The organism is Streptomyces sp. NPDC093071 (assembly GCF_044754545.1).
Taxonomy (GTDB): Bacteria; Actinomycetota; Actinomycetes; order Streptomycetales; family Streptomycetaceae; genus Streptomyces.
The window spans coordinates 111,618-128,411 of the sequence record NZ_JBIVPH010000002.1 but is presented as its reverse complement, the minus strand read 5'-3'; the positions used below and the strand labels follow the sequence as shown (position 1 = coordinate 128,411).

Here is a 16,794-nt window from a genome sequence, read left to right as displayed (position 1 = left end):
GGTCGGCATACCGCGCGTCGCCGAGGTCGAGTCGACCGCCGCCCCACATCGACCAGGCGGTGAAGCGCGGCGGGTTCACCCACTCACCCTGGCGTTCGAACCCGCCGAACACGCCGAGGGCGAAGCGCGAGGCGGGCGATCGACCACGAGGGCGTCCCGTGGGCCGGCGTCCGGCAGGTCGCGGCCGGCCGCGGCGAGCCCTCCACGGGTCCTGGCCCGGTAGATCAAGGTCAGCCCGGCATCGAGATCGTCCATCTCCAGACGGTCGACGGCAACGGCCGCCCGTACCTCCTCGGCATCTTCCCGGCGACGCGGTCGCGGTCGCGGTCGTGGTCGGAGGCCGGCGGCTCACCGGCCGGGGCCTGCGCGGGTTGCCTCCGCTCGATCCGGTCGTGGTCGCGATGTCAGGAGTGCTCAGTCATGCCGTCAGCCCTTCCACACCCTGCTCCCGTACAGCGGTCCTCACGGTCTGAACCGGTGCGCTCTGAACGACCGCTGCCGGGCTCCTGACAACGGTGCCGGGCCGACACGGCGCGGGATCGGCCTCTCCGGCGGTGCCGGGGAGGCCGGCCGCATGTGGTGCCGCCACTTGAGGCAGGCCGGGCCGGCTGTCTGACGCGCCTGAGCGCTTCGGGCGGGCCCTGAGCGGTTTACTGGGCTCGGCCGGGGACGCTCCCGCCCGCCCCGCAGCGCGGCCGATGAGTTCCCGGCTCCCGGCCGGTCCAAGCCCATGACGCCGCAGATTCGCGACACCGAAGAATTCGTGACACCGCACACGCGTGACACCACCGGAAGGACACCGCCATGTCGGAGCTTCTCGTCGACTTCATCACCTCTCTCGACGGCTACGCATCAGGAGAGGGGTGGCCCGGATTCTGGGGACTGGAGGGCCCGGAGTACCTCGCGTGGCTCGGTGAGCAGCCCGAGGTCACGTACCTGATGGGGGCGAAGACCTACCGCCTGATGTCGGGCTTCGCCGCGGGCCAGGTCCCGGACGGCCAGGACGAGTTCAGGCCGGAGGAGGAGGCGTCCGTGGACGAGCTCACGCGGGCTTCCAAGGTGGTGTTCTCCTCCTCTCTGGAGGAGCCGCTCACCTGGGCCAACGCCACGCTCGTTCGCGGCGACGCCGTCGAGGCTGTCCGCGCCATGAAGGCGGAAGGCTCGGGCCTCCTCACCACGATCGGCAGCCTCAGCCTGGGCCGTTCCCTACTGCGGGCGGGGCTCGTCGACCGCTTCCGGGTCGTGATGTTCCCTGTGATCACGGGGGCCACGGGCGCGGAGCGCATCTACGACGGCTATCCGGACGTCGCCCTGGAGATGATCGGGCACCGCACCTTCGACGGCCGCACCCAGATGGTGGAGTACAAGCCCCGCGTGCTCGACCACCCGCCGCTCGGCGCACCTGCCTGACGACGCCCCGGTCGCCGCTCCGGTCCGCGCCCCGGCCGCCCGTCGGCGGACGGGGCGCGGGCGGCGGCCCCGGTGTCGGCGAGGGGGCTGAGGGCGAGGCGGACCAGGGCGAGGAGGTCGCGATCGCCGGATATGCGGTTGGCGGAGAGTTCACCGCAGGCGGCGCACTGATGGACGATCAACCACTCGCCGTCGGCGTGGACGTACAGACTCAGCGCCTCCGTCCGGCCGCGGCAGTCCGCGTCCCGGTCGCCCGGGACCTTCCGGTCGACGTGCAGGCTGGTCAGGCAGTTGGGACAGTGGTTGCGGTGTGCGGTGTGCGGTGTGCGGTACCGGGTGCGTCCGGGGACACGTCCAGCCGGCAGGACGTGCACCGGAAGTCGAAGGGGGCCGGCGAGCGGACGGCCGTGCGCATCAGGACGAGCTGGTTGTCATCCGTGCGAGCAGGTTCGGAGGCGAGCTCGTCGCGGCGCACGCAGCGTTGGATCACCGTCCGGTCACCGGTGGGCAGGACGACGACGATCGGGGACGTCCGCCCCCGCAGTCACTCGGGCCGCCCTCGAGGTGATCGAGGACGTGCCGTGAATGCAGGCGGGACGGCCAGTGGTTGCGCGGCGCGCCATCGTCGGCGGACACGGCCGGTCCGTACCACGCGCAGGCGAAGGCGCGGGGGCCGAGAGTGGCGTCGGTGGTGGTGTGGCTGGACACCCGGGTGCTCCTTGCCGGGAGTCTGTCAGGACGGCAGGAGCAGGCCGAGTGGCCTCGTCGGAAAGCAGCCCGTGACGCCTGGTCGGCGAACGGACGGTTCAAGGCACCGGAGGACGCGTCCGGCAGCGGCCCGAGGAAGCGGGCGGCGAAAAGCTGCGGACGGTTACACGATGCGGCGAGGCGCGCTCGGCATGGGCCGGGTCATCAAGCACCCGTTTCCAGGGTGCGCAGGCCCAGAACGAACCACAACGACCCGCGCAAGCCGGCAAGACGCCGTCCGGGGTGTCAACGCGATATCCCGAGGGGCGTGCTCCCGGTGACGGTTCCCACGAGGTGGCGTGAGGCGTCGGCCCTCACCCGCAGACGAGACCGGAGGCACACGACGTGGCCGGTGAGGCCCGCACCGTGATCCGGAGCAGCGAGAACGAGCACTCGGGCTCGCGGTAGTCGATCCACTCGATGACGCCGGTCTCGTGGCTGCCGCCGGGCGGGGTGCAGTGGGTGGAGCCGGCGCGGTCGCGGCGGATGAGGGCGACGTCGTCACCGCAGAACACCAGAGCCCCGGCCCTGATCCTGATCCGGGAGAACGGGCCCGCGGTGGCGGGTTCGGGTGTGCCGGTCATGGCGGCCAGTATCGCGGCCGCTCCAGCGGCCGGACGGCTTCCATCCGTCCGCTCAGCCCTGGCCGCTGTCGTCGAGCCTCTTTCACCCTGGGCCCACCGAGGGACCTTGAGCAGCTCTGAGCCGCGGGGATGTTCTGGATCTCCACTCTTGGAACCCCGGGATGAAAGAGGCTCAACGGGCCCGGCTCGAGTCCTTACTGCCGACGGGCGTCAAGCCAGGCCGTCCGTGGGTGTGGACGCGGCAGCTGGTGAACGGCATACGGTGACGGACCCTGACCGGCGCCCCGTGGCGGGACGTATCCGAGTGGTACGGACCGCGGGACCGGGTCCACGACCTGTTCCGGCGCCGGTGACGATTCATCGGCCGACGAGTTCCCGCTGCCAGACGGGACTCTCGAAGTAATGGTTGTCGAACTGCTCGGAACTGTCCTTGATCTCCTGCACGGTGGCCTCACCCCGGTGGACGCGCTCGAGCAGCCGGTAGTAGTCGAACCGGTCCATCCCGGGCGTGAACACGACGATCATCTCGGCCTCGCTCCCCGGGGCCGGCGCGAAGGCGTGTGGCACGGTCGGCGGAACGGTCAGGAAGTCGCCCTGACCGAGCGTGACGACCTTGTCGTCCAGCAGGATCCGCATGGAACCGCTGAGGACCAGGAACATCTCGGTGGCGCGGGTGTGGAAGTGGGCGGGCGCACCCGGCGACCCTTTCCGGAACGTGGCCTTGTTCGCGGTCAACGCGCCACCGGTGGCAGGTGAGTCGGCGAGTAGCGTGATCAGGCTGAGGGTTCCGTCCTGCAAGGTTTCGGCCTCCTGGGCGCGGACGAGAACGGGCTGAGCGGTGGTGAAAGACATGATTGCTCCTGGGTGTTCCACTGGCTCCACCAGGCGGTACTCCCTGGCGACACTCCTAACCTAGAACCCGAAAAGACCCTCCTCATGGTTCATTCCACTGGCTGAATCGTGGGTCAATTCTCCGGGAAGAAGAGCGACGGCTCGCGGATGTCCGCGGCGTGGCCCACCGTGATCGCTCCCGCCGACGGCGTTGACGCGGGCACCGACACACACCTTCCGCTGTGCTGGTCCCATCCTGTCTCTGCGAGGCGAAAACGCAGGTCAGCTGGGGTTTGCAACGAGGTGAGGCTTCTAGCCGTTGCGGTGGTGTTCTCTACGCGCCACGCATCGTCCGAGGAGCCTCGTTCGGCGCCGTATCCCGCCATGCTCGACATCCCGCACGAGCTGGTCGAGCATGTTTCCCGGCTCATCCACGGGGTCTGGTGCAAGTTCGGGTGACAGGTTCGGTCACGCGGCCTGGAGGGCCGGTATGGTCATGACGGTCTCGTATTCGACGGGGGTCAGCCGGCCGAGTGCGGATTGCCGGCGACGGCGGTGGCAGGTCCGCTCGATCCAGGTCACGATCGCGATCCGCAGTTCCTCGCGAGTGGTCCACTTACGGCGGTCGAGGACGTTCTTCTGCAGCAGGCTGAAGAAGGACTCCATGGCCGCGTTGTCGCCGGCTGCCCCGACTCTCCCTATCGATCCGGCCATCCGGTGGCGGTCGAGTGCCCGGACGAATTTCCGGGACCGGAACTGTGATCCGCGATCGCTGTGCAGGATGCACCCGTCGACATTTTCACACCGGGCCACGGCGTTCTCGAGGGCGGTCACGGCCAGGCGGGACTTCATCCGCGCGTCGATGGAGTAGCCCACGATCCTGTTGCTGAAGACATCCTTGATCGCACGGAGACACAGCTTGTCGTCGCCGGTGGCGTGTTCGGTGATGTCGGCGAGCCACAACCGGTTCGGGCCGGCCGCGGTGAAGTCACGACGGACGAGGTCGTCGTGCACCGGCGGGCCGGCCTTCTTCCCCGGCCGCGTTTCTTCCCGAACACGCTCCACCAGCGGTTCTCCCGGCAGATCCGCCACGCCGTCCGGTCCGCCATCCAGGCCCCGGCGTCGCGTGCTTCGTCCGCCGGGAACCGGTAGCCGAACTCCGGATCCTCGCGGTGAGCGTCGAAGAGCGCGTTCGCGCGATACGCCTCGGCAAGGACGGCGTCAGCCACCGGCTTGTCGAGCCAGCGGTAGTACGGCTGTCTGGCGAGCTCGAGCACCCGGCACGTCACCGAGACGGGCGTTCCGTCCGCGGCCGGCTCTTTCACGAGCGGGCAGATCCTTTCCCGGCAGATGCGCCTGCGACAGATACGCCGCGGCCCGCCGCAGCACCTCGTTCTCCTGCTCCAGCAGCCCGATCCACCGACGTGCCTCCCTCAGTTCCGCATTCTCCTGGCTGGTGGCCCCGGCCCTGGCCCCGTCATCGATGTCCGCCCGGCGCATCCACTTCCACAACGTCATCGGGTGGACCCCGAAGTCAGCGGCGACCTGTTCGACCGTCACACCCGGGCCGCGGTTCCGCGCGACCCGCACGACGTCCTGCCGGAACTCTTCCGGATAAGGCTTGGGCACAGCGACATTCTTCCCACCTGCCCCACAGGGCAGGCCACTTCAGATGTCACCCGATCGTGCGGCAGACCCGATCCAGCCCGGCTGCCTACCGGTATCGCCGGCCCGCACCCCAAGACGTAAGGCGTTACAGGTCGTACGGTCCGCGTCATGAGAATCCTGCTGCAGTACGGACCGGACCACGGCCGAACCCTCACCACCGATCAGCCCCACGCTCCCAGCGACGAGGTACACGTCGCCTTCGACCTCTATGTTTACCTGCTCACCGACAAGGAGGATGCCCTGGGGCGGCCGATCGCCGAGGTCCATCCCGACTGAGACACAACACCGACCAGCTATCCTCCGTCGCCTCCTGTCTGATGAAGCCCAGAAGAAGGGCCGCCCTTCCGTGCGTGGAGAAGGGCGGTTCTCTCGCCGTAAGCATCCGCTCCGTTCACGGTCGGGCGAAGATGCCGTGGGTCCCGATCCGGCGCCACACGATGTGCCGGCCCCCGGTTATCCGTGCCCGGCCATACGACCATGTCGCGCGCCCGTCCGGCCCCCAGGTCAGTTCGTAGACGCCCGGGACGGAGCGGACGCCCTTGATGCGCAGGCCCGGGTGGAAGGGCCGCCCGGTGCGCAGGTCGGGGACGAAGGCGTCGAGGACGGCGTGGCGGAAGCGGTGGCGCTGTGTGGGGGTGGGGCGGTCGAGGTCGGTGGTGAAGCGGGTGTGGTCTCGAACGCGGGCACGGGGTTCTCCTCCGGGCAGCACGACGAGGCACCCGGTGGATACCGGGGGCCGGGTGAGCGTTCGGGGTGAAGCGGAAAGGGTGCGCTACGTGGTGCTGATAGGCGTCAGACGGCACGTCGGGGGTGGTGCCGGAGAGCGATGACACTCCGGGTCGGCCCCGGGCCGTGTCCCGCCCGGCGGGACACGGACGAGAAAGTCGGCGGCCTCGTTCCGCCTGGCGCGACGTGTACCGGATCGGCCTTTTCTGCTGGTCAGGGCGGTGTGGCGTGGTGGTCATGATGAATGTCCGCCTGATCAGGCGCGGTCAGATGTACCGCTACTACCTGCGGCAGGTCGTCGTCGGCGACTACCTCCGCCCCGTCCGCACGCCCCTCGGCATAGCCCAGGTACAGGTGGGTGTTCCGCCGGGCCGGTGGACGGGACGGGGCCTGGCCGACCTCGGCCTGCGCCCCGGAGCGATCGTCACCGAGGACGAGCTGCGCCAGCTTTTCGGGCAGGGCCGTCACCCGCACGGCGACCGCCTCGTCGCCAAGGTGCTTGCCGCCGGGAAGACACCAGCCGTCGCGGCGAAGGCCGGGAGACCGGGCCGCGCGGTGTAGGTCACCGGAGCGGATCTCGTCTTCCGCCCGCAGCCGACCGTCCAGCTCCTCTGGGCGCTGGGGGAGGAGGAAACGAGGCGGGTGATCGAGGCCGCGCACGAACGGGCGATCGAGACGACGCTCGCCTGGATCGAGGACCACGCGGCGACCATCCGCGTCGGCGCCCAGGGCCGTTACCCCACCCGCCCGGTACACGGCCTGGCCTTCGCGCGCTTCCGCCACCACGAGTCGAGAGCCGGAACACCGCTGCTCCACGACCATGTCCTGGTGTCCCTGCGCGGGCTGCGGCCGGACGGGAAGTGGGGCGCGGTGCACTCCACGACCCTGCTGGAGAACGTGGTCGCGACCTCCTCCCTCTACAGCGAACTCGTCATGACAGAGGGGTGCGAGGCGCTGGACGTGGCCTCCGAGCCGCGTACGGTCAGCGCGGGGCGCCGGCCGATGATGGAGATCGGCGGGGTGCCGCACGAGCTGATCGGCTGGATGTCCCAGCGCGGCCACGAGATCGACCTGTGCCGCCAGGAGCTGGAGCACGAGTACGTCACCGCCGTCGACGAAGACGGCAACCTCACGTTCGGGCCCGTCGTCTCCGAGCAGGCCCGCACCAAGCTGAACCGGATCGCCGCCCGCAAGACGCACCCGCCGAAGCCGAAGGCCCGCCCGCTCGCCCAGTTGCGTACCGACTGGCGGGCGAGCGCGAAGGAGTTCCTCGGGGAGGCCGCCGAGCTCGTCGACAGACTGTTGGAGCGGGCCCGGGCCGCGGCCGCCGCGATCCGCGCCCAGGTCGCCGAGACCCTGGACGTCGCCCTGGCCGCCCTCGGCATCTCCGCGATGGTGTTCGTGATGAGCAGCAACGGCCTCTTCCACCGCCGCCACCTGCTCGCCGAAGCGCGCCGCTTCCTCGCCCTGGTCCAGCGCGGCCGCCGCCGCGAGCCCGGTCTGGACGAGACGATCGTGAACGCGGCCATCGCGGCGCACTGCCGGGACATCACCGAACCGAAGACCACCCGCGGCCTGCTCGCGGACTACCGCCTCTACACCGCCCGCTGGGCCCACCCCGATCCCGCCCGCGCCCGCCGGCGCGCACCGGAGGCGGCTCCCGACGTCGACCACCGGCCCCCGACCGGCCTCACCGCCCCGGACAGTCCGGCTCTGCCGGGGGAGGTAGGGGAGTGGGACATCCCGCGCGTCCCGCTGCGCTACGACTGCGCGGTCATCGCCTCCACCGCCCTCACCCACCAGATGCGTGCCGCACGCGGCGCGGGACGCGCCCGCTACTACGAGGGCCTCACCACGCACCAGCAAGCCGCGATGCCCGAACAGCTCCTCCCCCTCTTCGACACCACCTCCGACACCAAGGAGCCAGAGGCCGGGGACGAGCCAGCGGACTACATGGAGCGGCTGCGGGCACTGCAGAAGGCGCGCGCCGAGACGGGCGCGCACGATCTGACCGCCGAGCAGATCAGCAGCATCCAGGCCCGCATCGAGGAGATGAAGAGGCGCGGCAAGGCACTCCGGGAGCGCTACGGACCCGGCCCGAAGCTCCCGCTCCCCGGCCGGTCCTCGAGGACCAGCAGCACGGGCAGCCCGGTACCGGACAGCCCGGTACCGGACATGGTGGGGCGAGCCGCTGAGTGGGCTCCACTCTCCACGGGTGGGTTTTACTCCATGGAGAGTGGAGCCCACCGTTTCGTGCTCTGGTCCCGTCGGGCGGGCCGGGGGCCGAAGTCGCGGTCGCATCGGCTGGGACACGACCGTCGGCCACTCCTTGGCGGTGGGGGAGGGAGACGAGGGTGGGAGTGCCGGTCACCGATGTACGGAGGTCCTTGCCATGGTTCACCCGATCCCGGATCTCACACCTGAGTACATGGAGCGCTTGGAGCAGCTCGCCGACACGGTCCGGCTGCGGGCGGCGCTGTAAGCGGCGCCCGCCGTGCCCGCGCCGGTCCGGGGACGCCGGACACGGCAGTATCCCAGAGGCCGGCCGAATCCGCCGAGGGTCGTACGCCTGCACCGTTCCCACCGACGCTGAACCCACCCTCGCCACCCGGTCTGGCTGTGCGCCCGGACGGAATCGGCACCGATCGCGCCAGGAAGACACCCGGCACAGGAGCGCTGACCCGGCCGTACGCTCGCGAACCATTTCTCCCGGGTGACGGTGTGCGACCCTCTGCCGAAAACCCAGCAGCAACGAGGTTTACCGGCCCGACGGTGACACCGGATCCTGAGAACGCGGGCTGGTCCGCTGACGAAGACGGGGCTGACCGGCCGGAGACCGGACAGTCCCGCAACAAGGCCTTCCGCTGCCTTCTGCCAGGGCTCAGCGGCCGAAGAATGGGAGACGGGCCGGTGCCGTGGCGGGGCTCGGCGAGGCGGAACGGGAGTCTTCCGCGGGGGGCGGGTCAGCCGCGCAAGTGACGTCCCGGACCGGAAGCCTGCCGGTGATCAGATAGTGCGTGGTGACATCGTCGGCGCATGCGCTGATGCCGAGCGAGTACACGCCGTGGCCCTGTCCCTCGTCCACCGTGACGAGCCGGGAGCCCTTCAACGCCCGGCGCATACCGAGTGCAGTGGCCAGAGGGGTCTGCGAATCCCATTCGTTCTGGACGATGAGTGCGGGCACCTTGTTGTCGATCGTGGTGGCCGCTTCGATCGGGCGGCCCCAGTAGGCGCACGGGAAGATGTTCGAGACGGAGTCGCCGTACAGGGGGTAGCGGACGCTGTCGCGCCGGGCGTCGGCTCGGTAGACGGCCGAGGCGGTGGGCCAGCGGGTGTCACCGCACACAATCGCGAGGTAACTCGCCAGCTCGTTGTCGGTCGGTACGAAGGTCGGGAAGGTCGGGACGGGCTTGCCCGCGGCGGCGTCCCGAAGCAGCCCCAGGGTCCTGGCGGCGATGGACGGGTGGGTGATCTCCCAGCGAATGTACTCACGGACCTCGGCACCGTCGAACCTGGTACCGCCGAGATCGAGCGGTTCCCTGTCGGCGCGCGCCACGATGTCCCAGAACAGCCTCTCGACCTCGGCGGGCGTGTCACCGAGTCCGTACCGTGCCGCATGACGAGCGGTCCAGTCCGTCCACCGGTCGAACACGGTCTCCGCCTGTTCTGCCCAGACCTGCCCCATGCCCCGCCAGACCCGCTTGGGATCGACTGCGCTGTCCAGGACGAACCGGTCGACCCGTTGGGGGTACAGCTGGGTGTACACAGAACCGAGGTAGGTGCCGTACGAGAGCCCGAAGTAGGAGATCCTCCGTTCTCCGAGGGCCGCGCGGATGAGGTCCATGTCGCGTGCGGTGTTGCGGGTGGTGATGTGCCGGAGCGTTTCCTCGCTACGGTTCCGGCAGCGATCCGCGATGTTGCGCGCCCAGGCGACGTCCTTGGCGAACGTCGCGTCCCTGTAAGGCCGGTACGTCAGCCGTTCGTCAGCGGTGGTCGTGCCACAGGCTAGCGGACTGCTGGCGCCGACCCCGCGCGGATCGAAACCGATCAGGTCGTACCGGTCCTTCACGGACTGCGGCAGAAGACCGCTGAGTGCCAGGGGATAGAAGAGCCCGGAATTGCCGGGGCCGCCCGGGTTGAAGAGCAGGACCCCGTGGCGTTCGGCCGGGTTGGCGGCTTTGATCCGTGACAGCGATACGGCGATCTTCTTGCCGCCCGGCTCGTGGTGGTCGAGAGGCACCTTGAGGGTCGCGCACTCGACGGTGTCGGGGACGTCGCCGCCACACCCCTGCCAGGTCAAGGAGGAGGTGGCCGGGGCGGCCACCGACGAACCGGGCCCGGCAGCAGCCGCAGCCATGGCCGCAGTTGGGGCGCTGAGAAGCGTGGGGATGAGTAACGCGGCCACGCCCAGGGCGATCTTGGAGGTCGTTCTTCGTCTCAGGAGCAAGGGAGTGCCTTCTTTCGTTGGGGTGGTGAATGGCGCCCAGTGGTCCGCAGGGGCGGTCCGCAGGGGCGCCGGACAGGCTAACGTGCCTACGAAACAACCGAGTTCGAATACACAGTTTTGACAGGTCGGCTTCGGGGACGGCGGCGCCCGCCTGAGCGGGGAGGTGCGGAAAATCTGCGTCGCCGATGGCGCCCATGTGCTCCTGACGAGATCGCCGTCGTCCATACCCCGGACGCCTCCAGCGAAGACCTCTCCAAGGTCTGTGCAGTCACCGTGTGGGTCCTGTTCGGTCAGTGAGCCGTTTTCATCCTGTCTCTGCGGGGTGAAATAGCAGGTCAGCGTGGGTGTGTAACGAGGCGAGGCTCCTGGTCGTTGCGGTGGTGTTCTCTACGCACCACGCATCGTCCGAGGAGCCTCGCCTGGTCCCGTATCGTGCCACGGTCGACGTCCCGCATGAGCTGGTCGAGTACGTTTCCCGGCTCATCTACGTATGAAGGTGTGAACGCCGTTCGCGGTGGCGGAAGCTCGGCTGCTTTCGCCAGGCCCTGCTCGTCCTGGTGCACCTGCGCAAGAACGAGACGCTGCCTGCCCTGGCGGCCGGCTTCGGCGTCTCCACAGCCACAGCCTGGCGCTACGTCGACGAGACCCTCGGCATCCTCGCGGCGTGGGCGCCGGGCTTGCACGAGGCCCTGACCGGCCTGGGCGAGGGTGACCACGTGATCGTCGACGGCACGCTGATTCCCATCGACCGCATCACAGCCGACGAACCGTACTACTCCATGAAGCACCGCAAGCACGGCATGAACGTGCAGGTCATCGCTCGTCCCGACGGCACACCTCTGTGGTTCTCCCGCGCGATGCCGGGTCGCACCCACGACCTGACCGCAGCCCGGGCCCATGGCATCGTGCAGGCCTGCCTGACCGGGCAGATCCTCGTTCTCGCCGACCGGGCCTACCAGGGCGCCGGCGCAACCGTCCGCACCCCCTACAAGAACCACCGCGAACAGCCCGAGCACTACCAGCAGTTCAACCGCGACCACGCCCGCCTGAGAGCTCCTGGGGAACGCGTCTTCGCGCAGCTGAAGTCCTGGCGGATCCTCCGCCGAGCCCGATGCTCCACCCGCCGCATCGACACCATCGTCCAAGCCGTCCACACGCTCCTGACCTGCAGCTACTCAGGATGAAAACGGCTCAGTGACTCCTCAGCCTCCGCGCGAAGGTCGTGAATCGGAAACGTCGTGGGTGAGGGATGTTCCTTGCGCGTTCCTCCTTCTCGATGCAGTTCTTCGGGCCGCAGCGCCCAGCCGATGGCCTCGCCCGGACCGCAGAACGATGGATCGAGGTGGAACGCGGTCCGGGTCCCGAAGGGTTTCGGCGCCATGAACTCCTTCATGGGGCCGGTCGGGTCCATCCCGACGAGCTCCTGGCGATAGCCGAAGCCATCCAGCCACACCTCGATGACTGTGCGGACACTGAGTGCGGCAGCTGCGGAGGGAGCCCATCGCTGCATGTCGAATATGTAGAGCAGGGAACCGAAGAATTCCGGAAGAAGCCTCTCCCGTTCATCGGCGCTGGGGCGCTGATCGCTCTCCACCGTGAAGCTGAGATCAGATCCGATCTCGACACTGATCTGTCCATGCCTGCCGTCGCGGCGGTGCAGCGCGTCCCAGGCCACCGCTCGCAGGACCTCGGTGGGAAGTTCGGGGCTGTCCTGATCGACCAGGAAATACCTCGCTGGGCGGCGACGCACGTGCTCCACGAAATCGACCATCCGAAGCGGCTCGACGGTGAACTTCTCCACTCGCCCGCCCCGTCCCTGCTTTATCAGTCGGCTACAGCCGATCATGACACCCGGCACCAGCAAGCACTACGCTCCCCGCTCATCGGTAGCCGTAACGGATTGGCACCAATCACGGAAAGTGAGCCAGAACCATTTCTCGTGAGCATCTACAGCATTGAAGATCGCCAACTGCCACCCAAACCACTGATCAAACGCTGCTACTTCACGTGAACGAAGCCAGATTTCTTATGTTCCAGTGCGATGCGACGGCGGTGTGCAGGATGCCGGGGGACCCGCGCCTACGCCCTCCTCGGCGGCGTCGGCGACACCCATGCCGTCCGGGCCTGGACCCGCACCGCCGCGCGCCGCTTGGCCCGCGCGGCTGCCGGACACGGCGACGCGGGGGCCGGCCTGCGCACCGAGTGCGAGCGCTACGCGGCCGACCGCGCCCGCCGGCGGACGGAAGCGCGACCAGCTCGCCGCCTGGGGCGTTCCCTGCTTCCCGCCCAAGGGCTGGAAGGGCGAGCTGCACAAGCGCTGGAGGGCCGCCGGGCAGAACGGTGCGCCCCCGCTCCCGCCCCGACCGTCTCCGGTGCCGGCCGATTTCACGCAGGAGGCGCTCGGCTTCGGCTGACCCGGCGATCACGGGGCCGGGCAGGAAGATCCTGCCCGGCCCCGCCGCTTTCTCTCGTTTTCCTGCCCGCACCTCACCGACCCGGTCCGGGTGACCGTTCCCCTGGACGGTTCTTCTGTCGTGGATCGCCTGCGGTTGAAGCGGTGGTGGCGGGGTTTCGTCGTAGTGTTCGCGGCTGCGTGGGCGACACTCCACATCTGTGTACTATATCGCTAGTACATTGAGACATCGCGCGATGGAGGTTGCCCGTGTTCGCATTCCGAATGCTTGACAGGTCGGGAGTGCCGGCCTACCTGCAACTGGTCGATCAGGTGCGCCGCGGCCTCCTGCTGGGCCATCTCCAGGAAGGCGACCAGTTGCCCACGGTGCGGGCGGTGGCGGCCGGGCTGGTGATCAACCCGAACACCGTGGCCAAGGCGTACCGCGAGCTGGAGCACGCCGGGCTTGCCGTGGCGCGAGCCGGGCAGGGCACGTTCGTGACCGGGAGCATCGAGCAGGTGCCCGCCGCGACCTACGCCCGGCTGTCGGGCAGGCTGCGGCAGTGGCTGGCCGACGCGCGGGGAGCGGGCCTGGCTCCGGAGCAGGTGCGCGCGATGGTCGAGGCGGTCATGGACGACGAGCAGTACAGGGAGACGGCATGAGCTCCGACGTCGCTGTCCGGATCGATCGCGTGGGCAAGCGCTACGGCCGGCACTGGGCGCTGCGTGACTGCACGCTGTCCCTGCCCGCGGGCCGGGTCATCGCTCTCGTCGGCGCCAACGGCGCGGGCAAGACGACCCTCCTGCACCTGGCCACAGGCCTGATGCCGCCCACCGAGGGCACCGTCTCCCTACTGGGCACACCCCTGCGGCCGGACCGTCCGCAGACTCTGTCCCAGGTCGGGTTCGTCGCCCAGGACCACCCCCTCTACAGCGGGTTCACCGTCGCCGAAATGCTGCGCTACGGCCGCAAGACGAACGCCCGCTTCGACCAGGCGGGCGCGGAGCGCCGCCTGCGCGACCTCGGCATCCCGCTCAAGCGCAAGACCGGCCGCCTCTCCGGCGGCCAGCAGGCCCAGGTCGCCCTCACCCTCGCCCTGGCCAAACAGCCCCGTCTGCTCGTCCTGGACGAACCCGTCGCCAGCCTCGACCCGCTGGCCCGCCGCGAGTTCATGAAGACCCTCATCGCCGCAGTCGCCGAGACGGACGTCACCGTCCTGCTCTCCTCCCACGTCGTCACCGAACTCGAACGGGTCTGCGACTACCTGGTCCTGCTGCGCGACGGACAGGTACGCCTCGCCGGCGACATCGACGACCTGCTCGCCGGACACCGCGTCCTGTCCGGCCCCCGCGTCGACGATGCCGCGCTCGACGGCCTGGTCGCCGCCACACACGGCGACCGCAACAGCCACCTCCTGGTGCGCCAGCCGGCCACCGCGCCCACCCACCCCCGATGGGAAGCCCACCCCGTGAACCTGGAAGACCTCGTCCTCGCCTACCTCGAAGGGCAGGACTGAACAGTGATCTGGGTAACCTGGCGCCAGCACCGAGCCGTCCTGCTGACGAGCGCCTTCCTGCTGGCCGCCGTCGCCGTCCCCACCCTCATCAGCGGCCTCGCCATGCACGAGCAGTACCGCACCGACGGCATCGCCGCCTGTGTCACCGATCCCCACGCCCGCGCGGGATGCGCGCAACTGGTCGAACAGTTCGCCGCCCAGTACGGCGAGTGGGGAAACCGGATGGTGTGGGTGGCCTTCCTGCCCGCCCTCATAGGCGCCTTCGTCGGCGCGCCCCTCCTGGCCAGGGAGTTCGAGAACGGCACGTGGCGGTTCGCCTTCACCCAGGGCGTCTCCCGCACCCGGTGGCTCCTCACCCAGCTGACCCTGGTCGGCACCGCGGCAGCCGTCCTCGCGCTCGCCTGCTCCCTCCTGTTCACCTGGTGGCGCCAGCCTCTGGACGCGATGGGCAGCCGGATGCGGACCGCGGCGTTCACCGTCTCGCCGGGCCTGGTGGCACTCACCCTGTTCGCACTGGCCCTCGGCGTGTTCGCCGGAGTCCTCCTGCGCCGGACCGTGATCGCCATGGGCCTCACCCTCGCCACCTACCTCACGGTCCGCATCACGCTGGAGGAGACGCTCCGGCCCCATTACCTGAGCCCCCTGGTCCGCACGGACGCCCCCAGCGTGCAGAAGACGTCCGACACGCTTCCCCCGACGGACTGGATCGTCGACGAAGGGTTGATCAACAGCGCCGGTCACAGGATCTCCGACGGCGAGAAGAGAGACATCCTCAAACAGGTCTACGACGGCGACACCGTCCGCGAGGGCGGCGCCGCCCTCGAACGCTACCTGACCGAACACGGCCTGCAGCACTACACCGAATACCATCCCGCAGACCGCTACACGGCCATGCTCGGCATCGAGATCGCCCTCTACCTCAGCCTGGCCCTGGCCCTCTTCGCTGCCGCCGCCCACCTGGTACGACGCCGCACCTCCTGACGCCCCACCCGGCGACAACATCAACCAACGGCCCCTCCTCGCTCACCCCTCGTGGTCTGCGGCGTGCCGCAGGCCACAGGTATGTTTCAAGACAGAGACGGCCGGTCGGCTCGTCTGGGAAGCGTGGGGCGGCGAGTAGGGCGTCGACATCAAGCAACACCCCGTCCCGGCCTTCTCCACTCTCGCCTATCCCGCCCGCCTCTCCTTGGTGGACCGGCTCCTACGTCGGTGCCGACGCCGTCCGGCGTGCCTACGCGGTACAGGACCCCTACGCCGACAATGTCACCGTCCTGATCGCCCGCATCACCTGACCGACCCGCCGAGAAGAGGAGTTCACCCGGAACTTGCGGATGGCCGCCCCTGACCTGGATTGGGGAAGACCGGCTGGAGGGCGCTGTGGCGGGGCGCAGAACTTCAGACCACGGTGAGTTGCTCGTGTTCGGGCAGGTCGAGGTGCATGATCTGGTTGGCGGGGAGAACCTGGGCGAGGCAGGTCTCATGCGGATACTTGCAGGGTGTGGACCCTTCTGCGGTGGCAGCGTTCTGCTCGTATGGGCATGGCCGCATCGGTAGTCGCTGACTCCGGGTGCTGCCGGGTCGTGTCCCTGGTTGTCGGCGGGTCGCCTTCGGCGCTGTTGTGACGCGCCGCGTCGCATGGTCAGGGACGGACTCGTGGCCGTGCATCGGGTTCCAGGCCGGAGGGGCTGCGCGGTTCTCTCCGGAACGCTGCTTGCTTGCCGGAGTGCTGGCTGGCACGAATCTCGGGAGTTCGTGTCTGCGACCAGGGTCAGCGCCTGCGGCGTACGTACGCGAAAGCCATTACTGCAGCCCCGACTGCGACCACGATCGCGAACCCTGTGCTCAGCCACGTCGGACCGTCGGGCCCCCCGCCTGGCGCCGCCCAGTACGTCCACCCCATCACAATCCCCCTCGACCCGATCTCACACACTTGTCCCATTCGCTGTACCCGCCATAGGCACCGGCACGCCTGAGCCGGCCGGGCTCTGGTATATACCCGCACCGGCAAACTGACCAGGCGCTGACGAAGACGACAACCACGGCGCTTCGCAGATGTGCGCCGACCTGAGCGGGACTCCGGGAGGCACCCGAATCGAGCTCTTTGTCGGCTCCCGGTTCAGGGTGTGGCAGTTGGAACGACGGGAAGCGTGGCGGTTCAGTGCGGCGACCGGGCAGCCGGGCATCCTCGTAGCATCCCGGATGTAGCAGGCGTCTTTCGTGCGGCCTTGAGGCGGGTCGCATCCCTCCCAGGATCCTGCTGTCCCCCCGGTAGGTTCTCTCCTGGCAGTGGCGAGCGGGCTGCCGGGGGCTTGTAGTTCCTGACCGGTCGTCGCGTGGGGCGGGGGGGGGGGGGGCGCCGGGGGGGGGGCCCCCCCCCCCCGGGCGGGGGTTTTTTTGCGGGGGGGTGGGCGGTGGGTTGCCGGGGGGGGGGGGGGCCGCCAACCGGCCCGGGGTGGGCGGATTTAATGGTTG

The 16,794-nt window shown here is 69.3% G+C and carries 10 protein-coding genes and 5 pseudogenes; 7 read left to right on the top strand and 8 right to left on the bottom strand.

What is annotated here, in order from left to right; translation table 11 throughout:
• Positions 1 to 804 precede the first annotated feature (804 nt).
• Positions 805 to 1,410, top strand: a complete 606-nt coding sequence (locus tag ACIQD7_RS06485) for a dihydrofolate reductase family protein (protein WP_402439938.1) — start codon at positions 805 to 807, stop codon at positions 1,408 to 1,410.
• Positions 1,411 to 1,463: 53 nt separating this feature from the next.
• Here ACIQD7_RS06485 and ACIQD7_RS06480 read toward each other — a convergent pair.
• The 5 genes and pseudogenes from ACIQD7_RS06480 to ACIQD7_RS06460 all read right to left on the bottom strand — a co-directional run.
• Positions 1,464 to 1,825 (bottom strand): annotated as a pseudogene (locus tag ACIQD7_RS06480) (RNHCP domain-containing protein); the annotation flags it as partial.
• Positions 1,808 to 2,118 (bottom strand): annotated as a pseudogene (locus tag ACIQD7_RS06475) (RNHCP domain-containing protein); the annotation flags it as partial. The pseudogenes ACIQD7_RS06480 and ACIQD7_RS06475, both read right to left, overlap by 18 nt.
• A 353-nt stretch (positions 2,119 to 2,471) precedes the next feature.
• Positions 2,472 to 2,741 (bottom strand): hypothetical protein, encoded by a 270-nt coding sequence (locus ACIQD7_RS06470; RefSeq protein ID WP_402439935.1) that lies wholly within the window; start codon positions 2,739 to 2,741, stop codon positions 2,472 to 2,474.
• Positions 2,742 to 3,098: 357 nt separating this feature from the next.
• Positions 3,099 to 3,593 carry a cupin domain-containing protein gene (locus tag ACIQD7_RS06465; protein WP_402439932.1) on the bottom strand — a complete coding sequence of 165 codons (495 nt, stop codon included), beginning with the start codon at positions 3,591 to 3,593 and terminating at the stop codon, positions 3,099 to 3,101.
• Positions 3,594 to 4,040: 447 nt separating this feature from the next.
• Positions 4,041 to 5,201 (bottom strand): annotated as a pseudogene (locus ACIQD7_RS06460) (IS3 family transposase).
• A 147-nt stretch (positions 5,202 to 5,348) separates the two neighbouring features.
• Between ACIQD7_RS06460 and ACIQD7_RS06455 the strand changes: the two are divergent.
• Positions 5,349 to 5,516 (top strand): hypothetical protein, encoded by a 168-nt coding sequence (locus tag ACIQD7_RS06455; RefSeq protein ID WP_402439929.1) that lies wholly within the window; start codon positions 5,349 to 5,351, stop codon positions 5,514 to 5,516.
• Positions 5,517 to 5,631: 115 nt separating this feature from the next.
• Here the strand turns inward: ACIQD7_RS06455 and ACIQD7_RS06450 are convergent, their stop codons facing one another.
• Entirely contained in the window at positions 5,632 to 5,949 is a 318-nt protein-coding gene (locus ACIQD7_RS06450; protein WP_402439927.1) for a hypothetical protein, read from the bottom strand.
• Positions 5,950 to 6,203: 254 nt separating this feature from the next.
• Here ACIQD7_RS06450 and mobF point away from each other — a divergent pair.
• Positions 6,204 to 8,390, top strand: a pseudogene (mobF, locus tag ACIQD7_RS06445) (MobF family relaxase).
• Between the two features lie 457 nt (positions 8,391 to 8,847).
• Here mobF and ACIQD7_RS06440 read toward each other — a convergent pair.
• Positions 8,848 to 10,413 (bottom strand): alpha/beta hydrolase, encoded by a 1,566-nt coding sequence (locus ACIQD7_RS06440; protein ID WP_402439924.1) that lies wholly within the window; start codon positions 10,411 to 10,413, stop codon positions 8,848 to 8,850.
• 419 nt (positions 10,414 to 10,832) lie between these two features.
• Here ACIQD7_RS06440 and ACIQD7_RS06435 point away from each other — a divergent pair.
• Positions 10,833 to 11,597, top strand: a pseudogene (locus ACIQD7_RS06435) (IS5 family transposase).
• Here ACIQD7_RS06435 and ACIQD7_RS06430 read toward each other — a convergent pair.
• Positions 11,585 to 12,214 carry a hypothetical protein gene (locus ACIQD7_RS06430; protein WP_402439922.1) on the bottom strand — a complete coding sequence of 210 codons (630 nt, stop codon included), beginning with the start codon at positions 12,212 to 12,214 and terminating at the stop codon, positions 11,585 to 11,587. The pseudogene ACIQD7_RS06435 and the gene ACIQD7_RS06430 overlap by 13 nt on opposite strands.
• Positions 12,215 to 13,075: 861 nt before the next feature.
• Here ACIQD7_RS06430 and ACIQD7_RS06425 point away from each other — a divergent pair.
• Genes ACIQD7_RS06425 through ACIQD7_RS06415 form a run of 3 tightly spaced genes read left to right on the top strand, consistent with a single transcriptional unit; the run spans position 13,076 to position 15,303 of the window.
• Positions 13,076 to 13,468, top strand: a complete 393-nt coding sequence (locus tag ACIQD7_RS06425) for a GntR family transcriptional regulator (RefSeq protein WP_402439919.1) — start codon at positions 13,076 to 13,078, stop codon at positions 13,466 to 13,468.
• Positions 13,465 to 14,322 carry an ABC transporter ATP-binding protein gene (locus ACIQD7_RS06420; protein WP_402439917.1) on the top strand — a complete coding sequence of 286 codons (858 nt, stop codon included), beginning with the start codon at positions 13,465 to 13,467 and terminating at the stop codon, positions 14,320 to 14,322. The genes ACIQD7_RS06425 and ACIQD7_RS06420 overlap by 4 nt, the downstream gene beginning before the upstream one ends.
• A 3-nt stretch (positions 14,323 to 14,325) precedes the next feature.
• A complete protein-coding gene (locus ACIQD7_RS06415) occupies positions 14,326 to 15,303 on the top strand; it encodes an ABC transporter permease (RefSeq protein ID WP_402439914.1) in 978 nt (325 codons plus the stop codon).
• The last annotated feature ends 1,491 nt before the right edge of the window (positions 15,304 to 16,794 follow it).